Annotated in this window: 10 protein-coding genes and 1 other annotated feature; of the genes, 3 read left to right on the top strand and 7 right to left on the bottom strand. The window is 49.4% G+C overall.

What is annotated here, in order from left to right; translation table 11 throughout:
* Positions 1-171: 171 nt before the first annotated feature.
* Positions 172-2784 carry a calcium-translocating P-type ATPase, PMCA-type gene (locus MCG46_RS05845; protein WP_240278490.1) on the bottom strand — a complete coding sequence of 871 codons (2613 nt, stop codon included), beginning with the start codon at positions 2782-2784 and terminating at the stop codon, positions 172-174.
* 397 nt (positions 2785-3181) lie between these two features.
* Here MCG46_RS05845 and MCG46_RS05840 point away from each other — a divergent pair, with 397 nt between their 5' ends.
* Complete coding sequence (locus tag MCG46_RS05840; RefSeq protein WP_240278488.1) at positions 3182-3454, top strand: acylphosphatase; 273 nt, start codon at positions 3182-3184, stop codon at positions 3452-3454.
* Positions 3455-3695: 241 nt separating this feature from the next.
* Positions 3696-3952, top strand: a binding site (T-box leader).
* 38 nt (positions 3953-3990) lie between these two features.
* Positions 3991-5571 carry an asparagine synthase B gene (gene asnB, locus MCG46_RS05835; protein ID WP_240278486.1) on the top strand — a complete coding sequence of 527 codons (1581 nt, stop codon included), beginning with the start codon at positions 3991-3993 and terminating at the stop codon, positions 5569-5571.
* 118 nt (positions 5572-5689) lie between these two features.
* Here the strand turns inward: asnB and MCG46_RS05830 are convergent, their stop codons facing one another.
* Positions 5690-7609: a peptidoglycan-binding protein gene (locus MCG46_RS05830; protein WP_240278483.1), complete on the bottom strand. Its 1920-nt coding sequence runs from the start codon at positions 7607-7609 to the stop codon at positions 5690-5692.
* 234 nt (positions 7610-7843) lie between these two features.
* On the opposite strand from MCG46_RS05830, the gene adhE reads away from it, so the two are divergent.
* Positions 7844-10471, top strand: coding sequence for a bifunctional acetaldehyde-CoA/alcohol dehydrogenase (adhE, locus tag MCG46_RS05825; protein ID WP_240278481.1), 2628 nt, complete (start codon positions 7844-7846; stop codon positions 10469-10471).
* Positions 10472-10879: 408 nt separating this feature from the next.
* Here the strand turns inward: adhE and MCG46_RS05820 are convergent, their stop codons facing one another.
* The 5 genes from MCG46_RS05820 to MCG46_RS05800 all read right to left on the bottom strand — a co-directional run bounded on the left by MCG46_RS05820 (position 10880) and on the right by MCG46_RS05800 (position 17159).
* Positions 10880-12940 carry a PTS sugar transporter subunit IIC/EAL domain-containing protein gene (locus MCG46_RS05820; protein WP_240278479.1) on the bottom strand — a complete coding sequence of 687 codons (2061 nt, stop codon included), beginning with the start codon at positions 12938-12940 and terminating at the stop codon, positions 10880-10882.
* 67 nt (positions 12941-13007) lie between these two features.
* The gene (locus MCG46_RS05815; protein ID WP_020224574.1) at positions 13008-13748 is read right to left on the bottom strand and encodes an alpha/beta hydrolase; all 741 of its coding nucleotides are present in this window, start codon (positions 13746-13748) and stop codon (positions 13008-13010) included.
* Positions 13745-14482 carry a TrmH family RNA methyltransferase gene (locus tag MCG46_RS05810; RefSeq protein ID WP_240278478.1) on the bottom strand — a complete coding sequence of 246 codons (738 nt, stop codon included), beginning with the start codon at positions 14480-14482 and terminating at the stop codon, positions 13745-13747. The genes MCG46_RS05815 and MCG46_RS05810 overlap by 4 nt, the downstream gene beginning before the upstream one ends.
* A 99-nt stretch (positions 14483-14581) precedes the next feature.
* Positions 14582-15961 (bottom strand): polysaccharide deacetylase family protein, encoded by a 1380-nt coding sequence (locus MCG46_RS19555; protein WP_240278476.1) that lies wholly within the window; start codon positions 15959-15961, stop codon positions 14582-14584.
* 388 nt (positions 15962-16349) lie between these two features.
* Positions 16350-17159, bottom strand: coding sequence for a MerR family transcriptional regulator (locus MCG46_RS05800; protein ID WP_240278475.1), 810 nt, complete (start codon positions 17157-17159; stop codon positions 16350-16352).
* Positions 17160-17255: the final 96 nt, after the last annotated feature.

Below are 17255 nucleotides of genomic sequence, written 5' to 3'. Positions count from 1 at the left end.
TTCTAATACTTCTCATTCTAGCACTACTGGTTTATGCTTACAACGTAATTTTCAGTATTATTACAATTTTGTTTCATTATTTCATGTAACATAAGTGAAACAAAAAAAAGAATCCGCTTTTCGCCTTTATCGATCAAAGGGAAAAACCGATTCCTTTTATTTTAAAACAGATTAATGCTGCGACAGCCGATGAACCAGCTTTGTGATTTCCACAACGATCACCGGAACAAAAGCCAATCCGACCGCAATCATCAGATGATTCGGATCCAAAGCTGCCATCGAGAAGGCCTTGGCCAAAAACGGTACATACATCACCAACAGCTGCAGTACAACACCGACCGCAAAGGCTCCCCACAAATATTTGTTGGAGAAGATCTGACGCGAGAAGATGCTGTGTTCACTTTTGACATTGAAGGCATGAAACAGCTGCGACAGCGCCAAAGTCACAAACGCCATTGTCATGCCGATCTCATGCGCATCCCGATTACCTAAAACATACGAAATTAACGTTAGCAGGCCGATCATGATGCCCTGCCATGCGATCGTAAAGCCTAATCCGTGGGCAAAGAAGCTTTCATCCTTCCTGCGCGGCTTGCGGTTCATGATGTCCGGCTCCGGTTCCTCCATGCCGATCGCAAAGGCCGGCAAGGAATCGGTGATCAGGTTGATCCACAACAGATGCACCGGCATTAACGGGACGCCAAGATTCCAGCCCGGGATTAACGACAGGCAGGAAGCGCCGAATATCGTCAGCACTTCGCCGATGTTGCTGGAAAGCAAGAACTGAACGTCCTTGCGGATGTTGTCATAAATTCCGCGTCCCTGCCGCACCGCATGGATGATCGTCGCAAAGTTATCGTCAGTCAGCACCATATCCGCAGCCCCCTTGGCAACGTCCGTGCCGGTAATCCCCATCGCACAGCCGATATCCGCGGCTTTAAGCGCTGGGGAATCATTGACGCCGTCGCCCGTCATCGCTACAACATGGCCTTGATCCTGCCAGGCTTTAACGATCCGCACCTTATGCTCCGGTGCTACCCGGGCATAGACAGAAATGTTTTCGATCTGCACTTCTAATTCAGCGTCGCTCATCGCACTCAATTCCGGACCAGAAATAGCTTTTTGTCCTTCTTCGAGAATTCCTAAATTCTTGGCAATCGCCATGGCTGTAACCACATGGTCACCAGTGATCATAATCGTTCGAATACCACCCTGCTTGGCCTGCGCGATCGCATCCCGCACCTCATCCCGCGGCGGATCGATCATCCCGCATAAGCCGACAAAAGTCAGATGATTTTCCACTTCTTCACTATCCAAGGTTTCCGGAATCGCATCCCAATGACGAACCGCGACTGCCAAAACGCGCAGCGCTTCCTTCGCCATCGTTTCATTGGCTTTGATCGACGCTTCTTTAAGTGCAAAATCTTCACACCGTCCCAATACGATATCCGGTGCCCCTTTGGTCATCGCCAGATACCCATCCTTCACTTGATAGAACACCGTCATCATCTTCCGCGTGGAATCAAACGCCAGCTCCTCGCTGCGGACATAGGTTTTTGCCAGCTCGGCTTTGGTTTCACCCATTTTATAGCTGGCTTCCACCAAAGCGGTTTCGGTCGGATCACCAATCATTTTCAGTTTTCCATCTTCCGGAATGACTTCACCATCCGAGCATAACGTAAACCAGCGCATCAGCTCTTTGACCTCATTGTCCGCCGCTTCCGCTTTGAAATCCTGAATTCCAGTCTGCGGAAGATAGGTCTTAACGACCGTCATCTTGTTTTGCGTCAATGTGCCGGTTTTATCGGAACAGACAATGCTGGCCGAACCCAAGGTTTCCACGGCCGGCAGCTTTCTGACGATCGCATTGCATTTGACCATCTTATTGACACCTAAGGCTAAAACGATCGTTACAACGGTTGCCAAGCCTTCCGGAATGGCAGCCACCGCTAAAGCCACAGCGGTTTTGAAGGCTTCCAGAATCCCCATCCCGCTGAACATTTCCATCGCAAATACAATCACACAGATGATCAGGCAAAGCATACCGATCGTCTTGGAAATCTGCGCTAATTTATTCTGCAGCGGTGTTGTTTCCTTGCCGCCGCTCATCAACATGCCGGCGATCTTGCCGACTTCATTTTCCATCCCCGTTGCCGTCACGATCATCGTGCCGCGCCCATAGGTGACCACCGTGCTGGAAAAAGCCATGTTTTTGCGATCTCCTAACGGCAGATCTTCACTTTCCATCGCTGCACTGGTCTTATTGACTGGAACCGATTCACCCGTCAAAGCGGATTCATCAATCTGCAGATTAAACGACTCAACAATCCGGCCATCACTAGGAATGAAATCCCCAGCTTCCAGCAGCACAATATCGCCCACCGTCAATTCTCGGGACGAAATCACTTTGCGCTGCCCTTCTCGGATCACCTTAGCCTGCGGCGCACTCATCTTTTTTAACGCTTCCAACGATTTTTCTGCGTTGTTTTCCTGCACGACGCCCAAGATCGCGTTGAATAGCACGACGATCACAATGATCAGACTGTCGATCCATTCGCCAGGATCCACGACAATCGAGATCAGCGCTGCCAGGATCAAAACAACAATTAACGGATCGGTAAACTGCAGTAAAAAGCGCTTCAGCAGCGAATCCTTTTGAACTTCCTGCAGTTCGTTATAACCATAGCGCTCAATGCGCTGCTGAACTTGCGGCTCGGACAGACCCGCGGACAGATCACTGCCCAATTCCTCGATCACTTCCGACGCGGTTTGATTGATTTTCATACCCATTTCCTCCTTCGCTGCCTTCATTAAAAAAAGGCAAGCCTACCTTCAAAACCTGAAGATAACGGTCTTGCCCATCATTTCTGATCGCTGCATCCGGATCTGACTGAAGCAGATCGTGATGACGAATACAGCACGCATCGCTGCGCAGCTACTCCCCACTATTCCAATGGCAAGCGTAATATATCATTCAGTTGAAGAACTGTCAAGATTCCCTCACTCAGTTTTAGACATTTAACCACAAGTGTAGCCCGGGGATTTCAATGTCTCTCTTCTATTGTAACCCAAAATGACCAAATCATCATCAATTACAGTGTTTCTTTACCAGAACTTTTCTGGACAGGATATGTTCTTCTGCGTTACAATAAAAGAACAAAAGGATAAGGAGGAGCGCGTCATGGAAAGAATATATGCCGTTGTTGAAGGTCAGGTTCAGGGCGTCGGCTTTCGCTGGTTTGTTCAATCTCTGGCGAATTCTCTGCACCTTACCGGCTGGATCCGGAATATGGAAAATGGCATGGTGGAAATGGAGCTGCAGGGTGAAACTGCCAGTTTGCACCAATTGATCAGCCGCATCCGCACCGGCGATCGTTTCATTCAGGTAGAAAACATCAGCTGCAAAACGATTGCGATTGATCATCGAGAAAAGCGGTTCACAGTGCGATATTGATGACAAGATTCTCCGCTCGATCATCAGAAGACGAATTAAAATTCCAGGGTTTCTGTTTTAACTGCGATGCCGTTTTTTCTCAACGGCTCTGTAAAGGAGAAAGGAATCAGTCCGTTTTTTCATCCTCAACCTTAGTCCCATGACGGAAGCTTATCTTCCTATTTGTATTTTTACCATCATTTTTCATATTCATTTCAAATTTACATTGACTTTTCATTTTGTTTTCAATATAATCTGTTCATTAAATCCACTGAACAGGAAAAGTAGTCGGATCCTTCAGCTTACAGTGACGGCAGGCCAGTGAAAACTGCCGACAAGAAGCCCGGCGAAGAACCCCTGCCAGGAGCTTACCGAAACACTGTTTTACAGTGAAGTAGACTAAGACGGACGCAGTCCGTTATCTGGCTGCCGCTTCATGATGGTGAAGCAGAGCGATCCTGTTGCAACATACAGGATAATGAGGGTGGTACCGCGGATCAACAGTCATTCGTCCCTGTGATGAGTGACTGTTTTCTTATTTTCCGGAGGTAGCAAAAATGTGCGGAATTTTAGTCAGTACCGATTTGAACATTGATCTTTCAGCGTTTCAGCAAGGCCTGGCAACGTTGGATCTGCGCGGTCCGGATGCGACCCGCATCGAAATCGTCAGCGGCGGCTTAATGGCGTTTAAGCGCTTGGCCATCATGGGACTCAACGAAGCGGGAATGCAGCCGTTTCACCTCAAAGCATCAGCCGTTGTCTGCAACGGCGAAATCTACGGCTTTCGGCCGATCAAAGAATGGCTGCGGCAAAATTTTGAGTTTATTTCTGACAGCGACTGTGAAATCCTGCTTCCGTTGTATGAAGAAATGGGAACAGAAATGTTCCATCAGCTCGATGCAGAATTCGCGATGGTCCTTTATGATCACACAACAGACCGTTGGATTGCCGCGCGTGATCCCATCGGTATCCGTCCCTTGTTTTATGGTTATACGGTAAATCACAAAATCGCATTTGGCTCCACCGTAAAATCCCTGCAGCCCTTCTGCCATGATATCCGCCCTTTCCCGCCAGGTCATTTTTACTGTGATGGAAAATTCTCAGCGTATAACAGAATTGCTCAAACTCCAACACAGGAAGTTCAGCCCCTAGCGGAAATTTACCGGAACATTCACGATCGCCTGATCGAAGGTGTGCTGAAGCGGATGGATGCCGATGCACCGGTAGGCTATCTGCTCAGCGGTGGCCTGGACTCTTCGCTGGTCTGTGCCATTGCTCAAAAGCACTCAGCGAAATCGATCCGCACCTTTTCCATCGGCATGGATCTCGATGCCATCGATCTGAAATACGCCCGGCAGGTGGCTGAGTTTATCGGCAGCGAACATACTGAAATCATTATCACGCGGCAAGACGTTCTGGGAGCCCTGGATTCTGTGATCAAAACCCTGGAAACCTGGGATATAACCACGATTCGGGCTTCGCTCGGCATGGCCCTTTTGTGCCGGGCAATCCATGCGAAAACCGATATCAAGGTTTTGTTTACCGGAGAAATCAGCGACGAGCTGTTCGGCTATAAGTATACTGACTTTGCTCCTGGCGCCCAGGCGTTCCAGCAGGAAGCTCAAAAACGGATAGAAGAGCTGTATATGTATGATGTTTTACGTGCTGACCGCTGCATTTCCGACAACGCGATGGAAGGCCGCGTACCCTTCGGCGATCTCCAATTTGTCAAAACCGTGATGAGCATTCATCCCAGCCAAAAGATGAATACTTATGGAATGGGAAAATATTTGCTGCGCAAAGCATTTGAAGCCGATCATCTGCTCCCTGAAACCATTCTGTTCCGGGACAAGGCCGCCTTCAGCGACGCAGTAGGCCATTCTTTGGTCGAGGATTTAAAACAATATGCCGAGACGCTCTATCCCGACGCTCAATTTCAAGCGCGGGCAAAACGTTATGCCTATTGCCCGCCCTATACGAAGGAAAGCCTGTGCTATCGGGAAATCTTTGAAAAATACTATCCCGGCCTGGCAGAGCTGATTCCCGCCTACTGGATGCCAAACCCAGATTGGCCAGGCTGTCAGGTCCAGGATCCCAGCGCCCGCTATCTTTCCAACTATGGAAACAGCGGGAACTAAGGATACGCGGACACTGAACCACAGATCTGAATTCGTCCATAAGAAAACGAAAATGCTTTCACGAATAAACGGTATAGTCATTCATGACTATACCGTGAATTTCAGACTTAATCTTTGATTACAGATTTGGCTGATGGTTGTCCATCGCATACATCAGACTTGTATAATTCTCATACAAGAATCGATATAATTCAAAGTTCTGTTCCGATAAAGCTACGGCATTGTTGGTCGCAATGCTGTACTGTTCTGACATTGCATTCCATGTCTGCCGACCGACAACACCATCGGCAGTCAATCCTACTCGTCTTTGGAAAGCGATAACCGCCGCTTCGGTTCCGGAACCAAAAATACCGTCAACACTCAGCTGGTTCGTAACGCCCCAGCCCTGATTGATAATGTTCAGCGACCATTGGACGATGCTGACATTTTCACCTCGGCTGCCCAAACGCAGCGCTGTCCCCGGATAAGGAGGGATCATCTGAGCACTCGGCGGTTGAATCGCCTGGGTTTCACGATAAGCCCGGACTAAAATATCCCAGGTCTGACGCCCGACAATGCCATCCGCGCTGATTCCCGCCAAGCGCTGAAAAGCCACAACCGCGGCTTTGGTCGTTGCCCCGAAGCTGCTGTCAATCTTCACGGTAGGTACCCTTGAGGTAAACAAGGCAATCTTCTGCAGATAAAACTGGATTTCCTGCACATAGACATTGCGGTCGCCCTGGCGGATTGCCCGACCCGGATAAACGCCCGGCAGCCGTTCCTCAACCCCTTCGGAGGTCAGCTCCGCTAATTTTTTAACGGCCACGTAAATATAAGAAATCTTATACCAGGTTGCCTTGCCAACAATCCCGTCCGCAGTCAGTGAAAACTGGCGCTGGAAGGCTTTAACCGCATTTTCCGTACCACTTCCGAAAATACCGTCAACCGGATAGGTCGGCGTGATATTCGGATAATTCACTGCAATGCGGTTGAGCTGATTCTGAATGATCGCTACGCTGTCGCTGCGGACCCCACGCTGAAGATTCAGTCCCGGGAAAGATCCGCTGACCCCTTCGATGCGATTGGTGTCGATCAATTCGATATCCTGACCATAATAGTTCTGCAGAATTTCAAAGGCATTGTAGCCCTTATTCGCCAGGTCCACCGTTCCCCATTGCTTCAAACCTTTGCACCAAACCTGCCGTCCGTCACAATACTCCGCATAATACGGATTCACCGTGTTGACCTTACGGATATATTCGTTGAAAATATCATCGACAACCTTGCTGATACTTGTAAAAATATCCCGGCCGTAAACAAAATACTGATCAAACGCCGTGCTATTGGTGATATCGAACGAATACCCCCGGCTGCGGTACCATTCAGTATACACCCGGTTCAAACACAAAGAAATCTGACAATAGATATTGGCACGCAGACTTTGTTCTGGCCAGGTTGGATAAATTTCGCTGGACGCTACATTTTTAATGTAGTCCTTGAAGGTTACGGTTACATTCTGTGCGCTGGCTGTCGGCCGGCCTAAATGAACCGTCACATATTTCGGAATGATCGGATAATCCAATACATAAGGAGCGATCGATTCCTCCGCATCCCCAGCACTGACGCTGTCGCTGAAACCGCAGCATCCCCCGCGCGAACAACCGCAGGAACGAGCCATGGCTCGGGTTAAGGCATGCTCCGGAATTTCAAGATACTCCTCAAACTGCGGAGCCAGCTCCTCATCTGCGCTTAACAGATCAACCTGAAGCAGCGCTTCCTCCTGAGCGAAAATCTGAACGTTGCGAAACGTTCGGGTCGCAAAGCCGGCTTTGCCCACCGTTACATGAACCTTGGCATACGGGATATCCTGATTGTTTGGATTCAAGCTCAATTCCCGATCCGGTGCTTCAATCCGGATCACAGGACTTTTACCATTCGCTCCGCTGCTTAGGTGCAGATCCACGGACTGATCATCATTCGTGACGATAATCTCAGCCCCTTCAATCGGCAACGCCTGCTGAGCGACAGTTACTTCAACAATTAAAGTACCATACTGCATCGCTGTCACCTCCATTGCTACAATATGCAAGCTACCGTTTTTCAACTGGGCTGGCACGCTTAAAATTGCCTTTTTCTCAAGGTTTTTCGATGTAAGCGCATACTCAAAAACTTTTTTCAGATGTAACCGTTTACTTGTGAAAATGTTGTCATTACCCTATTGTCAGACAAAATCCGGCATGCTATAATCACATCCGTAAGTGAGTGAAAGATTTCACAATAGGAGGAAATTCAGATGGAAGAAAAACTTAGCCCCGCTCAGGAAGAAGTCAATCTGTTAGTTGAAAACGGCTTGAAGGCCCTGGATGATTTTTTGAAACTGGATCAGGACCAAGTCGATTACATTGTCGCTAAATGCTCTGTCGCGGCTTTGGACAAACATGGCGAGCTGGCCAAGCTGGCAATCGAAGAAACCAAGCGCGGTGTCTTTGAAGACAAAGCCACTAAGAATCTGTTTGCCTGCGAATATGTAGTGAACCACATGCGGCATCTGAAATCCGTCGGCGTGATCAAGGAAGATGAAGTCCAGGGTCTGACCTATGTGGCAGAACCAGTCGGCGTCGTCGCCGGCGTTACCCCGGTTACCAATCCAACCTCAACCGCGATTTTCAAAAGCTTAATCTGCCTGAAAACCCGCAACCCGATCATCTTCGGCTTTCATCCCAATGCGCAGCAGTGCTCGATCGCTGCCGCCAAAGTTGTCTATGAAGCAGCGGTCAAAGCCGGAGCTCCGAAAAACTGCATTCAGTGGATCGAACATCCAAGCATGGAAGCCACTTCCGCATTAATGAATCATCCGGGTGTCGCGACGATCTTAGCGACCGGCGGCAACGCGATGGTCAAAGCGGCTTACAGCTGCGGCAAGCCAGCCTTAGGTGTCGGTGCCGGCAACGTTCCGGCCTATATTGAAACGACGGCCGATATCAAGCAGGCGGTCAACGACATCGCCTTATCCAAAGCCTTCGACAACGGCATGATCTGCGCTTCGGAACAGGCAGTCATCGTCGACAAGGAAATCTATGACGACGTCAAAGATCAATTCAAGAATTACAACGTCCACTATGCCAATAAAAAAGAAAAAGAAATGCTCGAACAATACATGTTCGGTGTCAAAGCCTTCTCCAAAAATGTCGGTGCGGCGAAGCTGAATCCGGATATCGTCGGCAAGTCGGCGGCCTGGATTGCCGAACGGGCAGGCTTCACGGTCAATCCGCGCACCAGCATCATCATTGCGGAATGCAAGGAAGTCGGACCGAACGAACCGCTGACACGGGAAAAATTATCTCCGGTTCTGGCGATGCTGAAAGCAGATTCCGTCGATGACGGCTTCGATAAAGCGGAAGCGATGGTCATGTTCAACGGCATTGGTCACAGCGCCGCGATCCATACCGCTAACGCCGATCTGGCGAAACGGTTTGGCGAACGGATCAAAGCCTGCCGGATCATTTGGAACTCACCGAGTACCTTCGGCGGTATTGGCAACGTCTACAATGCTTTCATTCCTTCCCTGACATTAGGCTGCGGTTCGTATGGCCATAACTCCGTTTCGGATAACGTCAGCGCGATCAACCTGCTGAATATCAAGAAGATCGGCAAGAGGAGAAACAATATGCAATGGTTTAAAGTTCCGTCCAAGATCTACTTTGAGAGAGATTCCATCGAATATCTGCACAGCATGCGGGATGTTGAACGGGTCTTCATCGTCACTGACCGTTCGATGGTTGATCTGGGCTATGTCACCCGCGTGACCGATCAGCTGGAACAGCGCCGCAACAAAGTTCAGGTTCAGCTGTTCTGCGACGTAGAACCGGATCCTTCCATTCAGACCGTTAAGAAAGGCTTGGGCTTGATGCAGGCATTCCGGCCGGATACGATCATTGCGATCGGCGGTGGTTCTTCCATGGACGCTGCAAAAGGCATGTGGTTATTCTATGAACAGCCGGACGTGAACTTCGATGATCTGAAACAGAAATTTATGGATATCCGCAAGCGGGCCTTCCGTTATCCGGAACTGGGCAAAAAATCCAAGCTCGTCTGCATTCCGACAACCTCAGGTACAGGCTCCGAAGTAACGCCGTTCGCCGTCATTACCGATAAAGAAGAAAACAAAAAGTATCCGCTGACCGATTACTCGCTGACACCAACGGTAGCGATCGTGGATCCAGCTTTGACGATGAGCCTGCCGGCTTCGATCACCGCTGATACCGGCATGGACGTTTTGACCCATGCCACGGAAGCCTTCGTTTCTACATTAGCTTCCGACTTCACCGACGGCTTAGCCTTGCAGGCAGTGAAGATGGTCTTTGAATATCTGCCGCGGGCTGTCGCTAACGGCAAAAACGATCCGGAAGCCCGTGAGAAAATGCATAACGCCGCCACGCTGGCGGGCATGGCCTTTGCCAATGCCTTCTTAGGCATGAATCATTCCCTGGCCCACAAAATCGGTGCCGAATTCCATGTACCGCACGGCCGTGCCAATGCGATCTTACTGCCATACGTCATTCGCTACAACGGCACCAAACCGGAAAAACCGGGTGTCTGGCCGAAGTACAACTATTACAAAGCCGATGAAAAATATGCTGAACTTGCACGTTTGATCGGCTTGAAATTCAACACCGTAGAAGAAGGCGTAGTCGCTTATGCCAAAGCTTGTGCTGAGCTGGGTGCTGACTGCGGCATTAAGATGAGCTTCAAGGAACAGGGCTTAGACAGCAAGACTTGGATGGCAGCCCGCGAAAAAATCGCTTATCTGGCTTATGAAGATCAGTGCTCCCCAGCCAATCCGCGTGTACCGATGGTTCAGGACATGGTTGAAATCCTGACAGCTGCTTACGAAGGCGACACCGGCTACTACACAAAATAAGTCTGAACTTCGTTTCAGAACGAATTAAATCTTTATTTCTGTCCTAGCTCAACAAGGAAGCTTGGGACATTCCGCAGCCTTTCCTTATCCCGATTCAGCACCGCTTCGCTGGGTCGGGATTTTTTTAAAAGCCTTAATTTTTACACTCAGGAATACGATCATTCCGTCCTTCTCAGTGTCAGCATGAACTGTAAACCTCATCTTGCCTTTTAATCTGAACTTTCACGTGGAGAACTAAAAAAGACAAGGTTTCCCCTGTCGGTTCTTATTCAGCTAAGGGTATAGTTAAAGACATTATAAAAAGAAACAGTAAGATTATGCAGTCCGCTGCGCATGATTTCGCTGTTTCTCTTTTTGATTCACCCAAATTCGAGTATTGACCTTTCCACAGTATGATGCTTTTTCGTTCTATTTCTTTTCCTCAATTTTTCTGATGACTGTCCTCAGTTGTTTCAACGGTACGGCCGGGCTGTATAAATATCCCTGATAGTGCGTGCATCCCAGGTCTTTTAACAAATCCCGCACTGCCTCATTTTCGACATATTCTGCAATCACAGTAAAATTCATCGACTGTGCCAGATACAGAATGGATTGAATGATTTGCCGGCCGCTGGCATTTTCCTGAGCATTTTTTACCAAACTGCCGTCCAGCTTCACAATGTCAAACTGGCTGCTCTGCAAATATTTCAGCGAGGTGCTGCCCATGGAAAAGTCATCCACCGCCAGCGCATAGCCTAAATCTTTAAACTCTTTCAATCGCTGCCGCATCGCTTCATTCAGAAGCAGCGTATTTTGTTCTGTAACCTCGATACAATACCGCCCCTGCGCAACTGGATGCGCACGCAGAAAATCCGCAAACGCCTCGGACTTTAACGTATCGACGGTAACGTTCATCGAGATCATCGCTTCAATTCCGCTGAAATCCGCCTGCAGCACCTGCTCAAAGACAGCCAGCTCCAAAGTTTGCAGCTGATCGGTTTCCTTCGCCAGATCAATGATCAGCGGCGGCGGGACTTTGCCATAGCGCGGATGCGTATACCGCAGCAGTGCTTCAACGCCAAAGCAGCGATTTTGTCCGTCAAACTGCGGCTGGTATCCCATTTCAATCGGTTTCTGAAGCAGATCATTTTTAATCTCTGCCGCCAAGAGCTTTGCGAAATTTCCCAAGCGGCCATGCGCTCCGATCAAATTCAGCGGTTTTCCTTGTTCAATCTGTTCATCCAGCAATTCGGCAAGCTCACTCATCTGATGCTGCGACTGCCGAATCAGGATCTTATCATAAAGCAGAACAAACGGCGTATAGATTCCCACACCGATCCCGATATTGACAATCTGCAGCAGCGCGCCAGTCCATGAACCGGTCGCCAGATAGCCGCTGATCAGCGCCGGCGTTGTCCATTCCACACTCTGCACGCACATTGGCACCCAACCTAAGCCCATTGCTAGGGAAGAGGTAAACAGGCAAACTAAGGGTGTCAGCAAAAACGGAATCACAAACACCGGATTAAAGACAACCGGCAAACCGAAAATCATCAGCTCATTGATATTGAACAACATCGGGATCACTGCGGTTTTTGCCAGCGTCCGATTGACGCGCTGACGGCTGAACAGCATCAACGCGATCAAAAGACAGATCAGCGTCCCGCAGCCGCCAATAAAAACAAAGTTATCAAGAAACGTCTTGGTGAAGATTTCGGTCGGTGCCAAGCCTGCCGCTGAAGCAGCCGCATTGATCTGCATGCCTTCCTGAAACAAAGTCCGCGATACATTCTCCAGAACATTGGATCCATGAATTCCCAACAGCCACAGCCCAGAGGAAAGAAAAACAAACAGCGCGGAACTGGCAAATCCTCGTCCCATATGCCGAAACAGGGTATTGGACAAAAGCACAAACACATCCTGAAAACTTTCGATATGGAAAATCAGCCGGATTCCCTCATTGAACACCGCCGCTGTCAACAGCACCGCCAACAGAGGCACGATCGCTGTCAGCGCCTGATTGAAATTGTAGTCTGCCCCCGGCGTGAAAAACTGTTCGTCCTTCATTTTGCGCCGCAGCCAACAATAGGTAAAGCTTGTGAACAAGGCTGCGCAGACTGCCGTAAAGGTACCGACAGCTCCGGCCGATTCCAGCTTCAGGCCGCCGTTGAGAATAATAAACACCATGATTGCGGCCGGAGGAACAATCCAGTCCCCGGCCAGCGGCTGATCCTGTGTCTGCAGCGCACCCCAGGCCAGACAGCCGGTCAAAAGGACAGACAGGATGCCGAACGTACATTGATAAAGCAGCTCTGCCAATTCCTGAATTCCCTTCAGCATTGGAAAATAACCGGCGAACGTTCTGATCAACAACGAAAAAGAGCCGATCATTAAAATCGGAATCGCAATCGTTAATCCCGTTCTGACCGCACGAATCAGCCGATAAGATTCCAGCTTGACCAGGCTGGCACTGAGCTTTTCTATCCGCATGCTTTTCTCCCCAATTTTCTTCTATTATACCGCATTTCGCTGAGAAAGGCGGGGTTATTTGTCCGAATTACGAACGGCCCTGAGAAACAGAGGGCGCCTGTCCCCAACGATCATCCATAAACTGCCGAATCAGACTGTACGCATCCTGCCGGCAGCTCTCATTTTCCAGCAGCTCATGACCGCAGGCCTCAAAACAGACGAGCTGTTTACGCTGGCTCTGAATCTGATGATAAGCATATTGCGAAGAAGACAGCGGCACAAATTCATCCTGCAGGCCCTGCAGGATCAACGTCGGACAGCTCACCTTTCTGACGGCCGGCTTCAGTTTTTTCACCAGCTCAAAAAACTGCGGAAAATATTCATATTCCAACAACCGCTCCTCCATATAAGCCTTAAACTGCGATTCGCTTTGCTTGAGGATCGCAGCGTATTTAGGAATCAGCCGACTGACTGTTTCTAAGCTCATGTACTCAAATGCCGGTGCGACCAAAATCAGCTTGTCCACCGCCAGAAAAGAAGCCAGAAACGCCGCAATGACACCGCCCATGGAAAATCCCAACAAGGTTACTTCATAGCCTTTTTCCAGATAGGCAGTAACCTCCTGATTGGCCCGGGCCACCCAGACAAGCCATTCCTTTTCATTTTTATCTTCATCATACAGATCAAAGCAGCGATATTCCAATCCCGGATCCGCCTCACACATCTCTTTCAGATAATGAAAATCTTCCTGTTTGCGCCGTCCAAAGCCATGAATGGCAATCAGAACCCGCTTCTTGCGCCGCGGAGCAAACAGGCCATGACGGATCAAGCTTCCCTCCGGTACCGATACAGACAGATTCCCGCCGCAACCGCGACGTTCAGCGATTCAAAGCTGAACATTTCAATCAAGGCCCGCTGATCACAGATTTCCAGCGTTTCCGTACGGATGCCCTGTCCCTCATTGCCCAACACAATCGCCACCTTTTCAACCACGGGCAGCTGAGCCAGCGGCTGAGCCTTATGCAAAGCCGTCCCGATCACCATGACGCCGGCTTCCTTCAAAGCGCCCAGAGCTTCAAGCAGCTCCGTTCTTTGAATTGCGATATGAAACAATGCTCCCTGGGTCGAGCGGACGCATTTTTCATTGTAAACATCAGCACAGTCAGGGGAAAGCAAGACTTGATCAAATCCGAACGCGACGGCCGTGCGGATAATCGTGCCCACGTTGCCGGGATCCTGCACGCCATCCAGAACCACTGTCCGAAATCCGCTTTGAGCGGGTACTGACTTCTGCGAACAGACGGCAATCAGCCACGCCCCGGAAACATTCGTGCTGAGCTTGCGCATCACGGCCTCACTGCACACAATCGCTTCACTTTGACTGGCAAACGGATTGATCCGTCCGGCTTCCATCAACAGATGCTCAACTACGCCGGCCTGCAATGCCTCGCCGATCAAATGTTCACCCTCAATCAGAAACTGACCACTCTGATCCCGATATTTTTTCTGCTGGAGCTTTGCCCAGTTTTTTATTCTTTCATTGGTTGGGGAATTGATTTCCATAAAATCGTCCTCCTGTTTTCTACCCTTATGATAATCAATCAGCGCGGAAAAAACCAGAATCTTTTCGATTCCGGCTCCGTTTTTTTATCCTGCTTCCGCTTAATGGGTCTTTGTTGGATAAGCACAGTTGTAAGTTTTGCCCGGTTCCAGCTGAATGCCGCGCGCCTCAAACAGTTCACTGACTGTAACCAGCTGATACCCCTGTTCGCTCAGCCACTCGATGACCCGAACACTGGCCTGGGCCGTCGGTTCATACATGTCATGCATCAGGATGATATCGCCGTCCTGCACCTCGCGCATCACCTCATCCACGGATTTATCCGCGTTTTGATGGGCCCAGTCACGCGTATCAATGGACCATAGAATCAAAGGATACGGCGAAGTCTTCTTCAAGGTATCGTTATAAGCGCCATAAGTGGGCCGAACTAATAGTTCCTGATGATCCAGCGAACCTGCTTCCTGAATAGCCTCCCAGGTTGCCGCCAGCTGATCCAGTATGCCCTGGCTGCTTTGCTTCGTCAGATCCACATGGCCGAAAGTATGATTGCCGACTTCACTTCCCTCATCGAGCATCCGCTTGACAATGTCCTGATGATTCGCCACCCGGCTTCCCAGAACGAAGAACGTGGCCGCCCCATTGTGTTCTTTCAGCGCATCCAGAATGACCGGCGTTACCTGACGATTTGGCCCGTCATCATAAGTCATCGCCACCATCGGGCGGGTGGGATCGATAATCCGGCCATGCGTCTGCAGTCCCAGCAGATTGCGGGTGTCCTCGGCAACATAACCGATGACTTTGTTCAGCGGGATCACGGCGATCAATTCTTCCTTCTGCGCCTTTAAGGTCTGCGGTGGCAGAACAACGCGCAGCTCATCCTCGCCTAAATACAGTTCAGCCTTGTTGTTGATCAAGACATTTTCATCCATTTCATAGTCCTGATTTTCCTGCCCCGGTGCCAGAGTGGTCAGAAAACTGCGGGTTAAAAACGCCAGATGCTTCATCCCTTCCGCTGAGAACAGGTCGCTGAATCGAATCAGGCGGTCCTGCTGCAAGTCAAACGTCCAGGCCCGCACTTCTTTCATATTCACCGCACCAGTCCGCTCAAAGCTGATCTGAACGGATCCGTAGCGTTCATTCAGTTCATAGGATTCATAATCCGCATACAGCGTACATAATCCTTCCACCCCCTGATTTTCCTGTTCAAATTTTTCAATCGCTTCCGCGATGGCGGATTCGATATTGGCATCCACTTCCGCACTGCCCAAATGGGGGTAATAAATGGCAATGGCCTGGTGACCGGAAACCTTGATCTTCTGCTTCATCTTCCCAATTCGATGATTCTCTTCAATCGTCTGACGCATCGCTTCCGGCAGATGTTTTCTCTGACTTTCCCGCTGCCAGGACAGACCGATCACAACACAGATCGCCGCAAAAAGAAGCAGGTAAATCCCTAATCGTAATTTCGTTTTTGTTTTCACGCTTCTCACCTTCGTTATCACTGTATGCCCCGCGCCTAAGAAAAAGACGCGGCATTGACTCGCTTAAGCTCAAAGCCGTGAGTCTTGGCAAAAACTCGAGCCCTGTAAAATCATATGGGATTGCCGTGAATGGACACCGCATGTCGGCGCAGCTTCAGTGAGAAATCAGCTTCGGAAAGTGGAAAACAGGAAACAGAGGATGAGAGGAATGATGATCATTGCGCAGAACTTAGGATCATTCAGTCCTTTTAGAACAAGAAAAAAGGATCGACGAAAGAATCAAAATACGGGGAATTCCTCTTCGACATCCTTTTTTCTGTTTGTTTCTTCGCTGTTTAAACCTGTACTGTGAAACTTTGTTTATCCCCGGTTTGGGCAGCTGGACTTATTAAAGACGAATGGGAAACTGAACTTCGGTCAGCCACTCCTCTTCGGATTCTTTATTCCAGATTCCATCGATAAAGCTTTCACGGGGTTCACCAATGATTTCCGCCTGATTGTCTTCGATCCACTGCATCAAAGCGGCATACACCTCGCCAAAGTGGTCATAGCTGCCCTGAAACAGAGCACAGGCCGCAGTGACCTGGGGTTCCTTGCGGAATTCGACGTCATCAAAATTGGATTCTAATGTTTCAACAGCCTGGCAGATTTCGACATGGATATCCTTTTCCCGATATTCGCCATCCAGTTCCTTAACAAAGCAATATTCCGGCTGGGTGCATTTCAGATCCGGATACTGTTGTCCAACCTTAGCTCCGGTCGCGGGAATTTCACGAAGCAGATCCCGATAGTGCGGCAAAGCTGCCTTGCGGGCCATGACAATACAGGCCGGCAGTTCTTTAACGATAACATTGATTTTCATAATTCTCTCCTTTGTGTCTGTCGTAAGGACACGCTCAATGCGGCGAAGCTGATACTGCATCATGTCAAGATCCGTGCTGATCTGTTGCCGGCGCTGATCCAGCACCGCACTTTCACTCGCTTCACCGCGCAGAATTTTGCCGATCATTTCCACACTGATGCCCAACTGACGCCATTGCTGAATCTGATACAGGGCAATCAGCTGATCTGTAGCATACCAGCGGTATCCGTTATCCGCATCAATCTGCTTCGGCCGCAGCAGTCCGATCGAATCATAATACCGCAACGTTTTGACCGTTGTTTTACCCATCTTTGAAAAATCTCCAATTTTCAGCATTGTATTTCCTCCTCCGCATTGGCATCATAGGCCCTCCCTTAACGGGAGAGTCAAGGCTTTTTTTTTGATCTTTTAATCTTATCACGAAATTCCGGT

This window comes from Holdemania massiliensis (genome assembly GCF_022440805.1).
Classification (GTDB): domain Bacteria; phylum Bacillota_I; class Bacilli_A; order Erysipelotrichales; family Erysipelotrichaceae; genus Holdemania; species Holdemania massiliensis_A.
The sequence above is the reverse complement of the archived record's forward strand: the minus strand, read 5'-3'. Positions and strand labels throughout refer to the sequence as shown.